The sequence below is a fragment of the Fluoribacter gormanii genome, from assembly GCF_900156395.1.
Lineage (GTDB): Bacteria > Pseudomonadota > Gammaproteobacteria > Legionellales > Legionellaceae > Legionella > Legionella gormanii.
Genome location: NZ_FTNL01000010.1, coordinates 65547 through 86239, shown reverse-complemented (window position 1 = coordinate 86239; position 20693 = coordinate 65547). Strand labels below are relative to the sequence as shown.

Genomic DNA, 20693 nt, shown 5'->3' with positions numbered 1-20693 from the left:
AAAACTTATGCTGAAAAAAACAATTATTATGTAATGATAATTCCCTGGCATGTGGCTATCATAGGCTCCGTTAATACGGCTTTCTGTTCAGCGAGTTAGAGACTAATTATGAGGGGTGATAATGCTAAAAATTTTTGCAAAAGAGATGATTATAATCAATAATTAGTTCATTTGCTGTAAATTAAAAGGTAAATTTATAATGTCTTCTCTAAAAATATGCTACATACTCTCTACTACGGAGGGAGGGACATGGGCTTTTGAACAATTACGGGAGCTTAGAAATACTTATCAATATGACGTTTCTGTTATTCTAAGTGGCACTTCGGGAACTTTAGTTGATCGTTTTAGAGCAGAAAATATTCCTGTTTATACTGCGGATTTTGATTTTATGCGTCCGACAGATTTGTTCCTTTTACCGCAAAAGATCTTGAGGCTAGTTAATTTATTGCGCCAAAAGCGATTTGATGTAATACAAACGCATCTATTTCCATCGATGGTTATTGGTCGGATTGCAAGCTGGATTGCCGATGTGCCGATCCGACTTTCAATGATTGCTGGCCCATTTCATCTTGAAGCAGATACACCACAATGGATTGATAAAACAACCAGCTGGATGGATGTGGCTGTGATCCCTTCCTGTAATTATTCAAAACAACTTTATTTAAAAATGGGCGTTCCAGAACACCGACTTCACGTCATTTATTATAGTCCTGATGAACGACGTTTTGATGCAGAGAACACACTTCCCGCAGGCTTGAGGGAGGAGTTTGGATGGCCCGCAGGTACGCCTTTAATTGGGATGATTGCCTATTTTTATCCAAAATTGGGAAAAAATAGATGGACTCCACCTTTTTTGCATGGAAAAGCAATTAAAGGTCATGAAGATGTAATTCGAGCAGCTCCAACCATTCTTAAGGAGTTTCCAAACGCAAAATTGCTTCTAATAGGAAGTGGTTGGGGAGAAGCAGGGCAGGAAGTAATGCAATCCATGCAGGCTTTGGTTGCAGAGCTTGGGTTGCAAGACAGTGTGATTTTCACAGGACATCGCCAGGATATTCCCCGCATTTATCGGGATCTGGATGTATCGATACAAGCCTCACTGAATGAGAATCTCGGTGGAACAATTGAGGCTTTATTAATGGAGTGCCCAACCGTTGTAACCCGAGTAGGTGGCTTAGTCGATACGGTGATTGATGGAGCAACTGGTGTGCAAGTTAATGTTGCTGACCCTGCCGATTTAGCCGAGGGCGTTTTACGCTTGTTGCGAGATCCTAAAGCAGCCAAGAAACTTGGAGAAGCAGGGCGTGCCTATATGCTTGAGAAATTTACACTTAATTCCACTGTCAGCGATTTAGATAAGCTTTATCAACATTACATAAAGAAAACACCAACCGGTTATCGATTTTATAAAACGATTTATCGTTTTCTGTTACTCAGTGTTTTAGGATTTTTTGTTTCCTTACGCTTTTTTATTTTAGATATTTGGCTTCTTCCTCGATGGGACATGGGGTGGCGTCCATGGAAACAGATAATCATCCGCTCAAAGATGTTGCTCTATCGTTTTTATTCCCTTGCTGGGCAAGTGGCGGCAAAGATTTCTCTTAAATCTAAGGATTAGGCCTGATAATTTGATCTATTGTCGAGTAGATGGAGGCGAGGCTGGTACATAATTCAATAGAGCGAGATTGTTGCAAGTTAACGACTGCATCGCAGTGGTTAACTTGCTGACCTTTTAGTATTCAGCTTGGATGAACTAAGATGGTAGTACCATGCTATTACGTTTATGCATTGCGTCTTGAAAAAGTACAATCATGCACGACAATAGAAACCCTAAAATTAAACCTAATACAATAATTAACCCCTTTTTAGGTTTAATTGGTTTGGAGTCAACCAATGGCTGGCCGTCCATTGCAAACAGATTGACTCCATTCACATCGAAGGACAATGTCTTTAGACGCTTAAGTTCTGCCTGTAACTGTTCGATATTTTTTGTATAGGGTCTATCATCTTTTCGCTCACGTAACGCGATAATTTTTTTGTCATTTTGTACGAGGTGGAGTTTTTCTTGTAGTGCTGAGATCTTTTTATTATAGTCTAAAGTATGGGGGGTTGCTTTTAGAAGAGCGATTTCTTTCTTGAGGTAGGTGGTTCCTTTTAAATAAAGATCATTATGATTTTGATTTACATCCACCACTATATTTTGACTTTTTAGTTTCTGGACTTGGTTGGGGTATGTAATTCCCAATAGTTGGGCTATTTGTAGCGCTTGTTCTAATTCCTGTAAGCGAATTTGTCGATCACGTTCGTCTCGTTTCGTGAGAGCCTCAATGCTGTTGTTTAATTGTGCGATGGATAAGTTCTGTTTATCAATGAGTTGTTTGATTTCATTGCCTCGATTTGCAGTAACCGTGGCGATACGTATCTGAATTTGTTCTGTTAATTTGGTTATTTTACTTTGAATGATTTCTCGTTGCGCTGAAATAAGTTTTTGTAACGCTTTTTGATTTGTATAGGCCAGATAGGCTTTATTAGCTGTTGCTTGTAGATCAAGTGTAGGGAAAAAAGTGACCAATTCTGCTTCTTTGCCATTATCATTAAAGCTGTCTTTCATATCTCCCTTAAAATGATTAATAACGACTACTTGGAAATGTTTTGATGCAACATTCAATAAGTGAGAGAGCTTCTCTTTAGACAGCCGGGCTTTTTGGTCTTCTGGGATTACCAAATTATTTTCGCGTAAAAAAGAAATAATATTACTCTTTTTCGATAAAAGCTTGATAAATTTATTAAATAAAACAGGTCCCTGCGCATTTAAATCTGCATTTAGTATTAATTTTTGAAATTGATTTGGGTACGGCTCAACTAAATTTGATTTGGCCTCATAAGTCTTCGGCAGTAAAAAAGTAATCAAAATAGCACATAAAGTGCAAAGGCCAGTAATAACGGCTATAAGTGCTCTTTTTTTGAAAAGAACTGACAATAAATCAAAAAAATCGATAGATTGTGTGGTATCTGTTTGGTCATGTACAAGCAAATATTGCGGATTAATTGCCTGCAGTTTATTAGAATTTTCATCCAACATAATTTATTTCCTTACCATTTAGATATGAGTTTATACAATTAACGTGAATCTTGATGGCATATAAACAATTCGCGCAGAACCATTCTGTGCGAGTTGCTCTCTAATGCCGCTGCATTGTGTTTTGATGTTTTTTCTCATAATTAGTACCGCTTTATCCAAAGCAGTGGATGCTTCTTCTTGAGTTAGTCCGCGTCTGTAGGTATTAAGTAGACATTCCACAACCCAATATCCAAAGAAATCAAGATCTGATTTCATGCGAAACAATGCCAACAGTAGCTCGAGAAATTGTCGATATTGACCTGTGATGCATATTTTATTTTGAATAACTCTTGATGTTTCCAATGTTTGAACCAAAGGGAGCATTTTGATGGCTTCAGGATGGGCTCTAAAAATGCAAAAAGTATTAACAGTCATGAAAATCCATTTAAATTTTGTCAAAATCTATATCACAAACAACTTAGAATCTACGAATGTTTCATCGCTTACTTAGTAGTTTCAATTTTACTACTTTCTGTTAAGAGCATAATAAATACCATACTCTATTGAATTTGAATAGCAATTTTTTATCATTCTCTAAACAGTAGAACATAATTGATGTTTATCATGGATAATTGATTTTTCTAATTTTCGCGAGTGTAAAAAGTGAAAGATTTTTTTGCTAGAAAAATAGGAAGTTAAAATCTAAGAAAAGCCTCAAGAGCACTTTTAGATTGTAATTTCCAAATGAGGTAAGTGAACATCAGTAGGTTACTTTTCCTCTGGCACCAAATGCAATGATACTTAATTAGGCAGGTTGTACTTTTCCTTCGTAAACATCCATCACCGAATTAACGTCGCCGAACATTTTTACGCTCCCATGTTCTAGCCAAAGGACGCAATTGCAAAATTGTTTGATGATTTCATTTGAATGAGATGCAAGCACCATAATATTCGATTGATTGACGTATTCATTCATGCGATTCTTTGCTTTTTCAATAAAACTTGCATCGCCCACCCCAATTACTTCATCTACAAGAAGAATATCGGGAACTAATGCGGTAGATAAACCAAAGGCTAAGCGAATCATCATCCCACTGGAGTAGGTTTTAACTGGCATTGAAAGAAAATCACCAAGTTCTGTGAATTCTTCAACATTTTTGATAATGCTTTTTATTTGACCGTTTGATAAGCCAAGAATTAGGCCTCGCATGCGGATGTTTTCATAACCCGTAAGTGTGGGCTGCATGCCTACACTGATATTAATTAATGAGACGATATTTCCTTTAATATATATATTTCCTTCCAGTGGTTCATAAACTCCAGAGAGAACACGAAGTAACGTGGATTTTCCGGCTCCATTATGGCCTATTAATCCTAAGCGATCGCCATTTTTTAAGTGCAGAGAAATATTATTTAAAGCCTGTACTTGTACTTTGCCACTTTTCCCATTACTTAAAAGACCACCGGTTGCAATGTTGGCGATTCCTCTTTTTAAAGAACGAGCATCAATATCATAAACGGGATATGTAAGTGAAAGATTTTTACAAACAATATAAGACACAACGTACTCCGTAAATTAAATCCAAAAAGGAATATTTCTTCTAAATCGTGCAAACAGGGTGAATGAAATGCAAGATAAAATTATCGTTATTGAAATGCAGGTATTCCATGTCACCAGACCGGGAACTTGCCCTAGCAAAGGCATTCTAATTAGGTCAATGAAGTAATTTAATGGATTGAATACGATAATGGCTGAGTTTGGAAGCAAATTTGCATTCCAAGAAATCGGAGTAATAAAAAACATCACTTGAATTAAGCTATTAATGATGGGAGGAATGTCACGATATTTTGTGCCTAATATCGACAAGATTAAGCCAGCTGACATTAAATTTAAAATAATTAATAATAAACCAGGAATTACATAAACGATTGCCCAATTGAGTGGTACTTGAAAATAAAGTGCAACGGCACAATAGACTAAGGCATTATGAAAGAATATGATGACATGACGCCAAGTCAACCTAAATACATATAAAATGTAGGGCAACTTGATTTCATTAATAAGCAGAGATGCTTCAACAAATGTGTTACAACTCTCTGCCAGTGCCACAGAAATCAAGACCCATACTAAATACCCGGTTGTAAAAAAAGGGACATATTCTGCTATTGATTGATGAAACAATCGACTGTATACAACTGAGAAGGCGACAATAATAACGAGCATACTTGCCGTGATCCAAAATGGACCTAATACTGAACCGCGATAACGGATTTTTATGTCATTCCAGCCTAAATAGGTCCACAGCTTCCACTTTTTGATTGAATCAAATAAGTCAACAACTGCAAGCTTAGCTTGGCTGTTACTTATTTCTTGAGTGGGTATATTAATATCAATGGTCTCAGTTAATTCGCTCATGTAGTTTACACCTGGGTTGCTTGGAGCATTACTTCTGTAAGAACTTGGCAGGTTTTATCAATTTCTGATTTTAACAAGCTTGGATGAACTAAAAACATCAAGCTGGTTTCCCCTAGTTTGGATGCAACAGGGAGTCTATTATGCGGACGCCAGCCTGTATTATCAAATGCTTTTTCTAAATATACTTCAGAACAGGAACCTTGATAACATGGAACACCGCGCTCATTAATTTCTTTTAAAATACGATTACGATCCCATCCTGCAGCCAGTTGGCTTTCTTCTACAAATACATAGCATTTGTAAGCAGCATGAACAATTTCATCTGGAATTTGCGGAACTCTTAAGCCTTTCAAAGTTGAGGCGACTTCATAGATTTGTTTTAGATTGCCTAGTCGTTGTTGATGCCAGGTGGGCATTTTTGTAAGTTGTAAGCGCCCAATAACTGCTTGAATTTCAATCATTCTTCCATTCATACCAAAGCTTCGATGTAGCCAACGAAAACCGGGCTCAATAGGCTCATTATATATGGCATCCCATGATTTTCCATGGTCCTTATAAGACCACATGGACGACCAGAGTTGTTCATCATTGGTAGTGACCATGCCCCCTTCGCCTCCGGTGGTCATAATTTTATCCTGGCAGAATGACCAAGCTCCTATATGACCTATTGAGCCAACGGAGCGACCTTTGTATTGAGCGCCATGGGCTTGCGCACAATCCTCAATGACGTATAAATTTAATTCTTTTGCCAATGCTAGAATTGGATCCATATCACAAGGCCAACCAGCAAGATGCACGCAAATTATTGCTTTAGTTTTAGGAGTTACTACGGCGCGAATGGTATCGGCGGTAATGTTTTGACTGTTTTCATCGACATCAGCAAATACGGGAGTGCCTCCGCAAGTCACTATAGATGAGGCAGAAGCGATAAACGTCCGTGAGGTCACAATGACTTCGTCCCCTGCTTTTATTCCAATCGCTTTTAAGGCGACATCAAGTGCGATAGTGCCATTTGCTAATGCTACGGCATATTTTGTACCTACCCAGGCGGCAAATTCATTTTCAAATTCCCTGCATTCATTTCCCGTCCAATAATTTACCTTATTCGATAGAAGCACTTGATGTATTCGCTCTGCTTCTTCTTCAGAGTAACTAGGCCAAGGTGAAAATGCTGTATTTAACATATTTAATCCTTTGAATTTTTTTTATAAATTTTTGCGGGTACGCCAAAAGCAGTACAATTGTCTGGTAAGTCATTAACAACAACCGAACCTGCTCCTACGATCACTTTTGAGCCAATTTTAATACATTGACGCACACAAGAGCCAATACCAACCCAACTTAAATTACCTACACTCACATTACCTGCCAAATTGGCTCCTGGTGAGATATGTACTCCATGCCCAATAGTACAGTCATGCTCAATAATTGCACCCGTGTTAATAATCGTGCCTGCACCAATCGTGCAATCAGGATTTAATACGGCTCTGGCAAAAACAACGGAGCCTTCGGCTATTGTAGCGGAAGGACTTATTATTGCTGAGGGATGAATAATTGTTGCTAATGGAATTTTTTCATTTAAAAAATGCGTCATTTTTTCCATACGAATGGAGTTATCGCCAATTGCAACAATGAGGCCATCAAATTCAGAGGCTTGTGCTAGAAAGGATTGAGTAGTTCCATTTACCTTCCATGCCCCAACTCGGTCAATATTGGGCCACCGGTCATCAAATAAAACAATATTCTGCCAACCTGAACAGAGTGCTGCATCAGCAACAACTTTAGCATGCCCACCAGCACCGAGAACAGCAAGAGACTTCATGGATTATTACCTGTAAATTTTTCGTTAGTGACACTCCCTTGACCTGTAATTCCTTCTCGAATCAATACTTTTTTAAAAGTTAACATTAAAATTTTAATATCTAAATAAAAAGACTGATGATCCACGTACCATAAGTCTAAGGCAAACTTTCCTTCCCAATTTAGGGCATTGCGGCCGTTGACTTGAGCTAAACCAGTAATACCAGGTTTGACATCATGACGTCTTTTTTGTTCGCTATTATAAAGGGAGAGGTATTCTATTAATAGAGGTCTAGGGCCTACAAAACTCATTTCACCTTTAAAAACATTCCATAGCTGGGGGAGCTCATCTAAACTACATGCTCTTAAAACATGGCCCAAGCGAGTGAGGCGATCTTTATCAGGTAATAATTCCCCTTGTTTATTAAATGAATCCCTCATTGTTCTAAATTTAATCAGACGAAAGGTTTTGCCATGCAATCCTGGGCGATTTTGATAAAAAAAGATTGGTGAGCCTAAATGATAACGTATTAGTAATGCAACAATAATCAATACAGGCATTAACATGATTAATAATGCACCTGATAAGATAATATCGAAAATACGCTTAAGCACAATAGTCTCTCCAGTAGTCCTATACTTAGAAGGGTCAACAGATCATAAAATTTTGAACTATTTCTTACAAGGTTTAAATAATAAAAGATTTTTGTTTGGAATTATGTACCATCTTATCTAGCTGAAAATGAAGCACTGCTCAATAATATGGATAAAGGCCATGCGTTTAATCTCTGAATTTTAATCGAAGTATAAATTACTTCAATTTTACTTCAATTTTTTTGGGCAAATCGCTTAAAGTCTGACTCCCAGTACAAAACATAGCAACTTTTAATTCATACTCAATTGTCTGCATGCATAGGCTAACGTGTTCAGAAGATTCCAATGCGGCTTCGAGCAGGGGTCTTGCGTAACCAACAGTTGTTGCTCCAAGCGCAAAAAGCTTGGCAGCGTTTAAGCCGTTAGTAACGCCACCTGAACCCCAAATTTCGAAAGAGGGTTTCAGTGCTGCAGCTTGTTTGACTGCGGTTACCGTATCAATTCCCCAGTTGCAAAACGTAATTGCTGCCTGTTGGCGAATGGGATCATTGATTGCTCTATGTCCTTCAATTCGCCCCCAGTGAGTGCCTCCCAAACCACCTACATCAATTGCGGCAATGCCAATATCATTTAAACGTGTCATTGTTGCTTGAGAAAATCCACAACCCGTTTCTTTAACGATAATCGGTAAAGGCAGATTTTTTACTAAATCGGCTAAGGCTTGCCAACCTCCTTTATAGGTTGTTGTTCCTTCGGGTTGCATGCATTCTTGTAGGGGATTGCAGTGAATAATTAACCCATTGGCTTGCAAAGCATCGGTTAAGCGTTGTACATCACTTAGCGATGTTGTGATTAATTGTGCTATTCCTAGATTGCTGTATAAGCTGACTTGAGGGAAGTCACGACGTAAATCGTGCCATTCAAAAGCTGCTTTGGGATCCGAGAGTTCTCGTCTTTGTGAGCCTACTCCCATTGCCCAGCCATTCAATGCACATGCTGCGATAAGGTTATGATTGATGTGTTTTGCTCGGCGATGACCGGCAGTCATAGAGCTAATTAGAAAGGGTTTTTCTACTACCTGGCCAAATCGGGTGCTTTTAATACTGATTTCATCAAAATTTAAATCTGGAAGAGCATCATGAATTAGATTGACGCTTTCAAACGTACTGAGTTCTGCGGTTTGATTTTCAGGCATTAAGGCTAATTTGATGTGATCTTGTTTGCGTTGCTCAAACTGTTCATAATTATTCGTCATGGATTATATGCCTGCTTTGTTATCTGTAGTAAATACACCAAAAAGAATGAGAGCACCTGCAATGTACCTCTTTATGCCTGTATTTTCCACTTATTTTACTTTGTGAACACTCTATAATGTGAAATTATTATACTATTTTTATGCCTGAGAACCTAATTGGATTCAATCGCGAGCAAATGCTCATGAGCATACTGCAAGTAATTATTGGAATAACTGATGCCTCAGGCATGATTGATGGGATAGCTCTTTTAGAGCGAGTATGTCCTAAATCCATATTTTTAATATTGATGTAGGAAAAGTAACACGCTGGCAGGGATAATCCGCTGCCAAAAAATTCCGTGTTATACCTCAGGTACAATATATTTTTATTGTAGATTAACCTTGGGCGTTTCGTTCAACCCAATTGGCGTAAGTTTCCATAAATTTTTGCAAGAACTTTTGAGTGTCTTCTTTAGTGATATTTCCTTGCGCATCAAACAAATCTCCCGCCATTCCTATGTATGTTTCGGGTTGTTGCAGAGTTGGAATATCTAAAAAGACAAATGACTGTCTTAAATGATGGTTTGCTCCAAATCCCCCAATAGCACCGGGAGAAACACTTATCACTGCGCCAGGAAGCTTGCTCCAAATACTTTTTCCATACGGGCGAGAGCCCACATCAATCGCATTTTTAAGTACCCCAGGAACTGAACGATTGTATTCTGGGGTAACAAAGAGCACGCCCTGATATGTTTTCATTTGCTCGCGAAATTGAACCCAAGCCGCAGGAGGTCTATTTTCGTCATCCAGATCCTGGTTGTATAATGGTAAATCACCAATTTCAACAATTTGTAGGTCTAAAGATTTAGGTGCTAGAGCGATAAGCACTTTTGCCATTTTTCTATTGTAGGACTCTTTGCGTAAGCTCCCTACGATAATTGCGATTTTTTTATTCATATTTACGACTCCTTGTATTTTAAGTCTCTACGTAGGTTATACCCGATTGGTTAACCAAAACAACCCCAAATTGTTTTTAAAAGAGAAGACTCTTCATGGCTGGCATAGGGCTTTCTTCAATGAACATAATTCTGCCCAATGAGCCACCATGTCCGACTGGTTGGACTATTTTAATTCACTGAATCACTTATTGAGGTTCCAATTTTATTATTGGTTATTTTTTAAATTATTCCAGTGATGTCGGTGATATGATTTCGATTTAAACATCCATGCAGCCAGCGCAAAACTAAATAGTCGATTCTCGTTTAATCAACGATGTTGTTGGCAAGATGAGGCTCCTTAAAAGTCGGATTGCGAGCGATATTGGTCAAACGTAAATTGCAATGATTTAATTTAGCATGAGTAGAATCAAGTGCAGATGCATCGAGATGGCGTTAATCTAGGCTGTGCAATTGGATTGGTCGCTTAAAATCGAAATAAATGGTGGTTGATTATTGAAGACGAGCTTGATTTTCGAATGTTAATTTTATAAATAAAAAACCCCCTATCCTCTAAAATATTCTCATATTTAAGTGAATAGGGAGTTTCAGGAAATGAATTAGACTACTTCAACTTCTTCAGCTTGAGGACCTTTTTGTCCGTTGCTTGGTTTGAACGTTACTGTTGCACCCTCAGCAAGAGTTTTGAACCCTGTACCTAGAATTGCACTGAAATGCACAAAATAATCTTTACCGCCACTTTCTAAAAAACCGAAACCTTTGGACTCATTAAACCACTTTACTGTACCGCGAATTTTTTCTGACATGTTAATTTCCTAAATTGTTACCAGGACATTGTAGCATTATTTTATTAATTGTGCTGTTTTTTTATTAAATATTTTTAATTTTTTTTACATTTAATGCAAAAACATAAAATAACGCTTCCATATCATAGAGTATTTTGGCTAAAAATTCTAATGCTTTACAAGCTTTTAGTCTTTTTATGGTCGTCGATGGGATTTAACCTCTAGAACTGAAAAACAGGATGTTTTTGGAAAATAGGATGAAGGTGATTTAAAATTTTTATATAGAAGAGGACATATGCTGCCGTATTGTCTTTTCTATTATGAGCGATTCGATCTCTTTTAGATCGAATCCTAAATACAATCGCCTTGTTACTATATTGCTGTAAGACAGTTAGAATTAAAGGGTATCACTTAATATTTTGTCAACGTATGAGGAGTAAATCATTTTAAAAGGATTATTATGTCTCGAATAAACCTGTTTGAATTTGAAGATTTTAATTTCATTCCTGTTTTATTACGTAATGCTACAACGGATTGTTTGTCGTCATACCACCGACTCTGGAGGGTCTATAACATCATCTACCCGGACATTGTTGCTTTATTAGAAAAAAATGATTTAACTCAAATTGTTGATTTATGTTCAGGTGGTACGGGTACAATTGCTCCACTCGTAACTTATATAGAAAGATATAATCTGTCTAAACCCGTGACTATCACATTAACAGATTTATATCCTAATGCCTCAGCATTTCAGTTAATTTCAAAACAACATTCCAATGTCCATTATATCGATCAGTCTATTGATGCGACAAATGTTCCTGATAATTTAATAGGAATGCGGACTATTTTTACTGCTTTTCATCACATGAGTCGCGAGAAAGCAAAAGCAATTTTAAAAAATACAATCGACTGTAACATGCCGATTGGCATATTCGAAATGACAGAACGTAGTTGTTTGGGGCTCTTACAAATGATCATTGGTGGGCCTATCGTTTGTATTGCATTATTACCCTTTAGTCGTCCAAGGTCTCTTAAAAAATTTTTAATTTCACCGCTCGCCATATTCATGACATGGTGGGATGGTATTGCGTCCTGTTTGCGCACATATTCTGTAGATGAGTTAAATGCAATGGTCAAAGAAGTTGACCCCAGTGGAGTTTATGAATGGAAAATTGGAAAAAAGTTTTCCTTACAGGCGCTGAGTTATGTTACTTACTTATTGGGTAGTAAGAAATTAAATCATCGCATCCTAATTCAGGGAAACCTTGGCTGCGATGACGAATTTCTGTAAAACAGCAAAGTATCTTATGTATTTTCAATCATTGTAAGGTATCAGTGTTCAGGGATTTCAATTAACTCAAGACCATCTTCTTTTTTTAGAAAAGTAAAAATAATTCCCGAAAAAAAAGTAAGGACCCCTAGCATGAGAAACGTATCATGAAATATCTGAACCGATAATGCATGGTCTCCTGAATACATAGAAGTGAAAATGCTAAGTAAGATTGCTGATATGGCAACACCAAAACTTTGAGCCAATTGCTGAATGGTACTCATAATACTGGTTGCGGCACTCATATTATTCTCTGTAATGTTGGCATAGGCCAAAGAGTTCATGCCTGTGTACTGTAGTGCAATGAGAAATCCATACATAAAAGTCAAAAATGCGATACCGTATACGGAGGAATGTTGATTGATGGAAAAAAAGGACCACAGAGAGATACTTACGAGGATTGTATTTACAATTAATAAATTTTTATAACCAAACCACCGTAATATAGAGAACGATAAGGGCTTTACTAAAAAAACTCCCAAAGCAATTGGAGCGAGCAACAAGCCTGATAGACGAGGCGAATAACCCAATCCAATTTGTAATAACAAGGGCAATAAAAAGGGGACGCCGCCAAATCCTAGGCGCGCTAATATATTACCTACAACTGAAATACAAAATGTACGTGTACGCAAGAGTTCCACTTTAACAATAGGGTGTTTTCTTTTATAGGAGTGTTTGGTATATCCGCCCAATAAGAGAAATGCAATCATGAGGGCAGTAAGGATTTCTAGGGTTGAAGCAGTTGACTCACTAACCATGGATAAACCAAAAGTTAAGGTAGCTAATCCACTGCCAAAAAGAATAAAACCCAGTTTATCAAGCGGAGGAACTGGACGAGGGGGCATAGAAGGTAATAATTTGCTTGATAAAATTACAGCAAGTACTCCGAAAGGAATATTAACCCAAAAGATCCAACGCCAAGAAAAGCGGTAGGTAATAATGCCTCCTAGTAATGGTCCAAGCATCATTCCCAAAGAGGCAACCATCACTACGATACTCATTTTGGTGATTAATTCATGTCGTTCACAAGTTCGTAAAATAATGAGCCTGCCAATAGGTATCGTTAGCGAGCCCCCCAAGCCCTGAATGATACGTGCACAAATTAATTGCCCTAAGTTATTAGTAAACCCGCACCAAATTGAACTTAAGGTGAACACAGAGACTGCCAGGATAAAAACTGATTTCATCCCGAATTTATCGGCAATCCAACCGCTAATCGGAATAAAGATTGCTAAACTCAAAAGGTAACTGATTAGTGCTAATTTCAAGTCAATGGGGTTGACATTTAAGCTCTTTGCCATCACTGGAATTGCAGTATTAATAATGGTGGTATCAACCGCTTCCATAAACATGGCAAAAGAAATAATGAACAAGATGATATTTTTTTTCATAAGCTCAGTATAGCAATAGCGATGAATCCTGCATATAGTCGTACTTCTAATGTAGCCTGGGTGGGCGCCGCGAAACCCAGGCTTGAGTTCAATTTATGATTCAGCCAACAAATTTTTTAATCCTGCTAAATGAGACTTAGCCAGGTTTTTTGATTGTTCCTCAGAACGCTCTACGTTTTTACCAAACCACTCCAAATGTTCTGGGGGCAATTCATCTAGGAATCTGCTTGGTAAACAATCTTGTAATTCGCCTCCACGTCGTCTTTGCTTGGCCAAGGTAAAGCATAATCCTTTTTGGGCGCGCGTAATCCCAACATATGCCAGGCGTCTTTCTTCTTCAATTTGGTCTTCATCAATACTCACCCGATGTGGCAATAGTTCTTCTTCCATACCGACCAGATAAACATAAGGAAATTCCAGGCCCTTGGATGCATGTAAGGTCATCAGTTGCAAGGATTCGTTATCCTGCTCATCTGCCTGCTCAAGAATATCGATCAAAATTAATTTATTTATCACTTCCGCTAATGTTTGTTCGGGTTTTTTTGCTAATAAACGCCCGACCCACTCTAATAACTCCCAGACATTGTCCATTTTTTTTTGCGCTTTTGCGGGAGTATCACATTGTTCATAAATATGGGCTTCATACCCGCTGTCCTCTACCATCTGTTTTAAGTGTTCTACAATTGAGCCTACGGTTAATCGCTTTTTTGTTTCTTCTATCCATGATTTAAATGCAAATAATGCCGCACGAGGTTTTTCTGCAACATGTTCACTAAGCGCAAGATGGTCTGCGGATGCGTAAAGACTGATCCCGCGGCTTTGTGCATAGTGTCCGAGGGAGTCAAGACTGGTTTCGCCAATACCGCGCTTGGGGGTGTTAATTACTCTTAAGAACGCAGCATCATCGGCCTCATTACATAGTAGTTTGAGATAGGCAAATACATCTTTAACTTCTGCTTTGGCGAACCATGATTGTCCTCCGCTAATCGTATAAGGAATACCATAATGACGGAGTACTTTTTCAAATACACGTGATTGATGATTACCACGATATAAAATTGCATAATCACCATATTGGGTTCTGGTGCGTAGTTTGTGGCTTATTAAATCAGTCACCACTTGTTCTGCTTCATCATTTTCATCTTTACAACGAATCACTCTCAGGAGTTCTCCATGACCAAATTCACTCCATAGTTTTTTTTCAAACAGATGCGGATTATTGGCGATAAGGTGATTGGCCGTATTTAGAATAATATTGGTTGAGCGATAATTTTGCTCTAGTTTTATTATTTTTAGTTGTGGGTAATCTTGCTGCAATTGCTTCAGATTTTCAGGTTTAGCACCTCGCCAGGCGTATATAGACTGGTCATCATCTCCTACCACTGTGAAGCGCGCCTGGACTCCTGTTAATTTTTTTACCAAAAGATATTGGCTTGTATTTGAGTCTTGGTATTCATCCACCAGTAAATGGCGGATTTTGTTTTGCCAATAGTCCAATACAGAAGAATGTTCATTTAAAAGGCTGACAGGAAGACGAATTAAGTCGTCAAAGTCAACGGCATTGTATGCCTTAAGTGCTTGCTGATAACGTGGGTATAATAGTGCGGCTTCTTCATAAAAAGGTGCATCCGAGCTGTTATTGATAACTTGTTCAGGCGTAAGGAGATCATTTTTCCAGCGTGAAATGTGCTGCTGGATTTGGAAAATAAATTCGCGTTCAGTTGCTTTATTTGCAGGTAAAAAATTGCGTAAGATTTGCAAACAATCTTCACTGTCAAAAATAGAAAACCCTTTTTTCAGCTCACATAATGCATAATCACGCTTGAGAATACTTAATCCTAACGTATGGAATGTTGCTATTTTTAAACCTCGACGATTAGCTGCCGGCAGAACGGCGGCAACCCGAGCACGCATTTCATTGGCTGTTTTGTTCGTAAAAGTTACGGCACATACTGTATTGGCGGCATAGCCGCACGTGTTAATCAAATAGCCTATTTTTTGCGTAATTACTCGTGTTTTACCGCTTCCAGCTCCAGCAAGAACTAATAATGGTCCATCTATATAACGTACTGCTGCCATTTGTTGGCTATTCAACATCTTAAAGGGACTCGCTTAAAAAAGCGCAATTATTGCCCGCTTAGGCGTTGTGAATCAACTATTAATTAATAGAACGTTCGACGTCAAATTCTTCTTCAGTATCAATTTCAATAAATTCGGGTTTAGTTTCTGGTTCATTTGATTCCTTGATACCAAAAACGACTTTGTCAATTGTTTTAAATAAAGGTGCAAGAATGTTTTTATCTATCATGATTAGTCCTTTAATTTTTTCTGAGGGAGGTTTTAAAAGCATAGTTCAAAATCATTTTTTCTCCAGGAAAATTACAAAAAAATTATGATATACTTTTGCGATCATGAGATTTTCTTTAGGGTCAGTTTGCAATCCACTAGTTTGGTGCATACCTTGATTTTTTGTGCTCCCATACTCAAAAAAAAAGTGGTGATTCATTCTGATACAGTGTAAAACAGGCCCTGTTTGCCGTAATTTTATTTGAGTCCATTTATGAAAGAATCCGATACCCTTCAGCGCTTTATTTTTGAACATGCCAATATTCGTGGTGAAATTGTTCATATTGAAAATACGTATCAAACTATTATGAGCCAACGGAATTATCCGCCAATGGTTAAAAATTTGTTGGGAGAAGCAATCGTCTCTTGTCTTCTTTTAGCGTCCAGTATTAAATTTCAGGGCAGTTTAAATTTGCAATTTCAGGGGGATAAAAGGCTGCCTTTATTATTGGTTCAGTGTGATCATGAGTTTAATGTGAGAGGTTTTTCCCAGTTTATAGAACATTTGGAAACCGAAGAATATGCCTCAGCTTTTCTTGAAGGACAGATGGTAATTACTATTAACCAATATAATCAGACAAACTCCTATCAAAGTATGGTTCCCATTCAGTCGACGTCTATGAGTGAAAATTTAATGAACTATTTCGCTCAATCCGAACAGGTATCGACGCAAGTTTGGTTGGCCGTGAATGATAATGCTGCAGCTGGAATGTTACTGCAGTTAATGCCTGGCCAAGATACAGTACAAAGAGAACAATTTTGGGAGTATGCGGTACAACTAGGTCAAACGGTGAGTGAACATGAATTACTTACTTTAGATAACCAAACATTGCTTTATCGTCTTTATCATGAAACGGAACTGAGGATATTTGATAGCCGTAAAACTCAATTCAAATGTCGATGCAGTCTGGAAAAAATGAAACAGGTGTTAGCTGTTTTAGGTGAAGATGATGCAAAAGCATTATTACAGGAAGAAGGCGAAGTCGCGATTCGATGTGATTTTTGCAATAAAAAGTATACGTTTGACCCAATTGATGTCACGATGTTATTTCATAAAGGGTGAGATAGCCTACTCGGGGTGAGGGCGGCGCCAACCTGAGAAAATTTTACCCTACATCCCGGGTTCTGCTACGCTTGACTACCCATTGAGTGAACGATTTTTGTCATCTTAAGTTAAGTATTTTGTCATTCCCGCGCAGGCGGGAATCTATTCCTACGTAAAGCATTGAATCACAATAAAAACGGATTTCAGGCTTTACGGAGATAACAAAGCTCATGGCCCCAATCGTTTCACTTAAGGGTAGTACTCCTATATTTCACGCAGACTATGGAACGCTATTTATTGCAAAGTAAATTTTATAGAAGATAAGATTCCTTTATCCGATTGAATGAGCTGTACACATTCTCCACGCATGGCCTGTAATACTTGTTGCAATCTAAGAAATTGCTCGCTGAGTTGTGTGTATAGATCTGCTGTATGTTTTCCTTCTAACTCACCAATAGTCAAATAGGCGGCTTGGCCCATTTCAGAAAAATACTCAAGACTGACGTGTCGCTTTTTTGCAATTCCTGGAAATAGTCCACAACAGAGTAAGCTTTTATCCCCTACATCGCGTAGTAGTTCCAGTTGCAGGGTTTTCGGCCTGTGCATGGACTCAAGAAAATCGAGTGCGACAATGGATTCGATGAGTTTAGGTCCCTGAGAAAAACGCATTAATAAAAATACCAGATAACTTTCAGTATTTTCAGTGAGCATAAGCTGTGTCGCCGCTTGTGCCTCATTAACCAATGCATGCCATTGGCTAATGTCCGTGGGATGTAAAATTAGTTGTTTCATAATTACTCCCTATTTTTTTACCCCTCTCTATTATTTTAGCAGTTAAAAAATAATTGGCAGGCTAGAAAGTGAGTTATTGAACTGGATTATGTACCCCCATGTTTCAAATAACCCGACAGCAAATTCAATTTGCTATACTAAAATATGTGAAGCGGATAGGTTTTAGCTGCTTATTGATGTATAATGTCAAATCTATGAACAAATACTCTGCTTTTTCCTTCAAAGGTTATTTATGATTGATCAGATTCGCAATATTGCCATTATCGCCCACGTTGACCACGGTAAAACCACATTAGTAGATAAATTACTGCAACAAACCGGCACATTAAATGAGAGAGCGCCTAAAGTTGAGCGCGTGATGGATTCCAATGCTTTAGAAAAGGAGCGAGGCATTACCATTCTTGCCAAAAACACCTGTGTATATTGGAAAAATCATCAAATTAATATTGTTGATACCCCAGGGCATGCTGATTTTGGTGGGGAAGTCGAGCGTATTTTATCGATGGTTGATAGTGTGCTGTTGCTGGTAGATGCGGTGGATGGACCGATGCCACAAACACGTTTTGTAACTCAAAAAGCATTTGCTCGAGGTTTAAATCCTATAGTTGTGATTAATAAAATCGATCGTCCGGGAGCAAGACCACATTGGGTTATGGATCAAGTATTTGATCTTTTTGATAACCTGGGTGCAACAGACGCACAACTGGATTTTCCAGTGGTTTATACTTCCGCATTAAATGGTTATGCCAAGCTGAATTTGGAAGATGAAGCAACTGACATGAGTGCTTTATTACAAACCATTATTGATGAAGTTGAAGCTCCAAAAGTGGATGCAAATGGTCCTTTCCAAATGCAAATTAGCTCTCTCGATTACTCATCTTATGTCGGCACGATTGGCATAGGCCGTGTTACCAGAGGACAAATTAAAGCAAAATCTCCAGTAAAGATTATTGATAAAGATGGCAACATTCGTTCCGGACGGCTATTGCAATTATTAGGCTTTAAAGGCCTTGAGCGCATTGAAGTTGAAGAAGCGGGTGCGGGGAATATTATTGCAATTACAGGTATCGAAGGCATTAAAATTTCTGATACGATTTGTGATCCTAATCAGGTCGAAGCATTACCAGTGCTTTCGGTTGATGAGCCAACTATTAGTATGACGTTCCAAGTGAATGATTCACCTTTTGCAGGCCAGGAAGGAAAATTCGTAACCTCACGAAAAATTCGCGAACGTTTAGAAACAGAATTATTACATAATGTTGCCTTACGCGTTGAGGATTGTGATGACCCTGATAAATTCCGCGTTTCTGGCCGGGGTGAACTCCATTTATCCATTCTTATTGAGACCATGCGTCGAGAAGGCTATGAATTAGCGATCAGTAAGCCTGAAGTTATTATTCGCGAAGTAGATGGCGAGCAACAAGAGCCATATGAACATTTGACTGTCGATGTGGAAGAAAATCACCAGGGCTCTATTATGGAAAAGCTAGGTGAGCGTCGAGGAGAGTTACAAAATATGGTTCCTGATGGCAAAGGAAGAGTGCGTCTTGACTATATGATTCCTACTCGAGGCCTTATTGGTTTTCATAATGAATTCTTGTCCTCTACCTCAGGTACAGGTTTAATGTATCACGTGTATGATCATTATGGTCCGGCAATTAAAGGACGAATCGGAAAAAGAGCAAATGGCGTACTGATTGCTAATTGCCAAGGTATGGCCCGAGCTTTTGCTTTATTTAACTTGCAGGATCGCGGCAGATTATTTGTTGAGCCGCAAACAGTGTGTTATGAAGGGATGGTTGTTGGGATTCATGCTCGAGATAATGATTTAGTCGTGAATGTGACTAAAGAAAAGCAATTAACCAATATTCGTGCTTCAGGTTCTGACGAAAACATTATATTAACCCCTGCAGTCAAGTTAACATTGGAGCAGGCATTGGAATTTATTGATGATGATGAATTAGTTGAAGTAACTCCTGATTCGATTCGAATAAGAAAGAAATCATTGAAAGAACATGAACGAAAAAAAGCATCAAGAACAGCAAACATTGAAGAATAAAGTTAAATTTAAACGGATTGTCTTGTATGCACGCCAGCATCGAGCCAATCCGGGAGTAAACGAAACTTTATGCCGTTTGATTGACTTTCTGGAACAGCAAGAAGTGCAAGTTTATCAAGATATTGATACCGCTTCAGGCTTTGATGTGAACATTCCCATATTGGCCAGAGAGGATATGGGTAAAAAAAATGATTTAATCATTGTTATTGGCGGTGATGGAAGTTTGCTTTCAGCGGCCCGGATGGCGATTAAAGTGGATACACCGGTAATTGGAATTAATCGCGGACGCCTGGGGTTTCTTACCGACATTTTGCCTCATGAACTGGAGAAGCAACTGGATGCTGTTCTTAGAGGCGATTATGAAGAAGAAAAGCGCTTTCTTTTACATACTCGAATTTACGATAAAGATCATACTTATTTTGAGGGTGATGCGCTCAATGATGTAGTATTGGGGCGTGGAAATGAAACACATCTCATTGAATTTTCCGTGCTTGTCAATCAACAATTGGTGAGTCATTATCGCTCTGATGGTATGATTTTATCGACACCCACCGGCTCTACTGCCTATGCTTTATCAGCGGGTGGTCCAATCATGCATCCGCAATTGAACGCGATTGTCCTTGTGCCTATGTTTTCCCATAGCTTGAGCTCACGCCCCTTGGTTATCGACGCCGAAGCTAAAATTGAACTGCATATCAGTCACTTTAATGAAGCTGATTTGCGAGTAAGTTGTGATGGTCATGAATCAAGAATGGTCAAACCTGGACAAAAGGTTGCTATCCAAAAAAATGGCAATCAATTACGCTTGTTGCATCCTCTTGATTACCATTATTATGATACATTACGATCTAAACTTGGTTGGGAATCTAAACATCAGGGATAGG

General features: G+C 38.4%; 19 protein-coding genes. 5 read left to right on the top strand and 14 right to left on the bottom strand.

The features are described 5' to 3' along the window. Positions 1 to 199 precede the first annotated feature (199 nt). Positions 200 to 1618 carry a glycosyltransferase family 4 protein gene (locus tag BW930_RS07915; RefSeq protein ID WP_058467476.1) on the top strand — a complete coding sequence of 473 codons (1419 nt, stop codon included), beginning with the start codon at positions 200 to 202 and terminating at the stop codon, positions 1616 to 1618. Positions 1619 to 1753: 135 nt separating this feature from the next. On the opposite strand, the gene BW930_RS07910 is transcribed toward BW930_RS07915, so the two are convergent. The 10 genes from BW930_RS07910 to BW930_RS07865 form a co-directional block, all read right to left on the bottom strand. Further along, a complete protein-coding gene (locus BW930_RS07910; RefSeq protein WP_058467475.1) occupies positions 1754 to 3082 on the bottom strand; it encodes a Wzz/FepE/Etk N-terminal domain-containing protein in 1329 nt (442 codons plus the stop codon). A 30-nt stretch (positions 3083 to 3112) separates the two neighbouring features. Then, positions 3113 to 3496, bottom strand: a complete 384-nt coding sequence (locus tag BW930_RS07905) for a hypothetical protein (RefSeq protein ID WP_058467474.1) — start codon at positions 3494 to 3496, stop codon at positions 3113 to 3115. A 370-nt stretch (positions 3497 to 3866) separates the two neighbouring features. Continuing rightward, positions 3867 to 4622, bottom strand: a complete 756-nt coding sequence (locus tag BW930_RS07900) for an ABC transporter ATP-binding protein (RefSeq protein WP_058467473.1) — start codon at positions 4620 to 4622, stop codon at positions 3867 to 3869. Between the two features lie 15 nt (positions 4623 to 4637). After that, the gene (locus tag BW930_RS07895; RefSeq protein ID WP_058467472.1) at positions 4638 to 5477 is read right to left on the bottom strand and encodes an ABC transporter permease; all 840 of its coding nucleotides are present in this window, start codon (positions 5475 to 5477) and stop codon (positions 4638 to 4640) included. 5 nt (positions 5478 to 5482) lie between these two features. Beyond that, complete coding sequence (locus BW930_RS07890) at positions 5483 to 6661, bottom strand: DegT/DnrJ/EryC1/StrS family aminotransferase (protein ID WP_058467471.1); 1179 nt, start codon at positions 6659 to 6661, stop codon at positions 5483 to 5485. Between the two features lie 2 nt (positions 6662 to 6663). Further along, the gene (locus BW930_RS07885; RefSeq protein WP_058467470.1) at positions 6664 to 7299 is read right to left on the bottom strand and encodes an acetyltransferase; all 636 of its coding nucleotides are present in this window, start codon (positions 7297 to 7299) and stop codon (positions 6664 to 6666) included. After that, a complete protein-coding gene (locus BW930_RS07880) occupies positions 7296 to 7892 on the bottom strand; it encodes a sugar transferase (RefSeq protein WP_058467469.1) in 597 nt (198 codons plus the stop codon). The genes BW930_RS07885 and BW930_RS07880 overlap by 4 nt, the downstream gene beginning before the upstream one ends. A gap of 196 nt (positions 7893 to 8088) precedes the next feature. Next, positions 8089 to 9126, bottom strand: a complete 1038-nt coding sequence (gene fni, locus BW930_RS07875; protein WP_058467468.1) for a type 2 isopentenyl-diphosphate Delta-isomerase — start codon at positions 9124 to 9126, stop codon at positions 8089 to 8091. Positions 9127 to 9501: 375 nt separating this feature from the next. Continuing rightward, positions 9502 to 10062 carry an NADPH-dependent FMN reductase gene (locus tag BW930_RS07870; RefSeq protein WP_058467467.1) on the bottom strand — a complete coding sequence of 187 codons (561 nt, stop codon included), beginning with the start codon at positions 10060 to 10062 and terminating at the stop codon, positions 9502 to 9504. Positions 10063 to 10660: 598 nt separating this feature from the next. Then, positions 10661 to 10867 carry a cold-shock protein gene (locus BW930_RS07865; protein WP_058467466.1) on the bottom strand — a complete coding sequence of 69 codons (207 nt, stop codon included), beginning with the start codon at positions 10865 to 10867 and terminating at the stop codon, positions 10661 to 10663. A 439-nt stretch (positions 10868 to 11306) separates the two neighbouring features. Between BW930_RS07865 and BW930_RS07860 the strand changes: the two genes are divergently transcribed. Continuing rightward, entirely contained in the window at positions 11307 to 12137 is an 831-nt protein-coding gene (locus BW930_RS07860) for a hypothetical protein (protein WP_058467465.1), read from the top strand. 41 nt (positions 12138 to 12178) lie between these two features. On the opposite strand, the gene BW930_RS07855 is transcribed toward BW930_RS07860, so the two are convergent. The 3 genes from BW930_RS07855 to BW930_RS17130 all read right to left on the bottom strand — a co-directional run bounded on the left by BW930_RS07855 (position 12179) and on the right by BW930_RS17130 (position 15875). Further along, positions 12179 to 13567, bottom strand: a complete 1389-nt coding sequence (locus tag BW930_RS07855) for a DHA2 family efflux MFS transporter permease subunit (protein ID WP_058467464.1) — start codon at positions 13565 to 13567, stop codon at positions 12179 to 12181. Positions 13568 to 13660: 93 nt separating this feature from the next. Next, positions 13661 to 15664 carry a UvrD-helicase domain-containing protein gene (locus BW930_RS07850; protein ID WP_058467463.1) on the bottom strand — a complete coding sequence of 668 codons (2004 nt, stop codon included), beginning with the start codon at positions 15662 to 15664 and terminating at the stop codon, positions 13661 to 13663. 61 nt (positions 15665 to 15725) lie between these two features. Continuing rightward, positions 15726 to 15875: a hypothetical protein gene (locus tag BW930_RS17130; RefSeq protein WP_165481613.1), complete on the bottom strand. Its 150-nt coding sequence runs from the start codon at positions 15873 to 15875 to the stop codon at positions 15726 to 15728. A gap of 252 nt (positions 15876 to 16127) precedes the next feature. Here BW930_RS17130 and hslO point away from each other — a divergent pair, with 252 nt between their 5' ends. Then, entirely contained in the window at positions 16128 to 16976 is an 849-nt protein-coding gene (hslO, locus tag BW930_RS07835) for an Hsp33 family molecular chaperone HslO (RefSeq protein ID WP_058467460.1), read from the top strand. Between the two features lie 276 nt (positions 16977 to 17252). On the opposite strand, the gene BW930_RS07830 is transcribed toward hslO, so the two are convergent. Next, positions 17253 to 17750 carry a hypothetical protein gene (locus BW930_RS07830; RefSeq protein ID WP_058467459.1) on the bottom strand — a complete coding sequence of 166 codons (498 nt, stop codon included), beginning with the start codon at positions 17748 to 17750 and terminating at the stop codon, positions 17253 to 17255. Positions 17751 to 17982: 232 nt separating this feature from the next. Here BW930_RS07830 and typA point away from each other — a divergent pair, with 232 nt between their 5' ends. Both typA and BW930_RS07820 read left to right on the top strand, forming a co-directional pair. Further along, positions 17983 to 19809, top strand: a complete 1827-nt coding sequence (gene typA, locus BW930_RS07825) for a translational GTPase TypA (protein ID WP_058467458.1) — start codon at positions 17983 to 17985, stop codon at positions 19807 to 19809. Further along, entirely contained in the window at positions 19766 to 20692 is a 927-nt protein-coding gene (locus BW930_RS07820; RefSeq protein ID WP_058467457.1) for an NAD(+) kinase, read from the top strand. Before typA ends, BW930_RS07820 begins: the two co-directional genes overlap by 44 nt. The last annotated feature ends 1 nt before the right edge of the window (position 20693 follow it).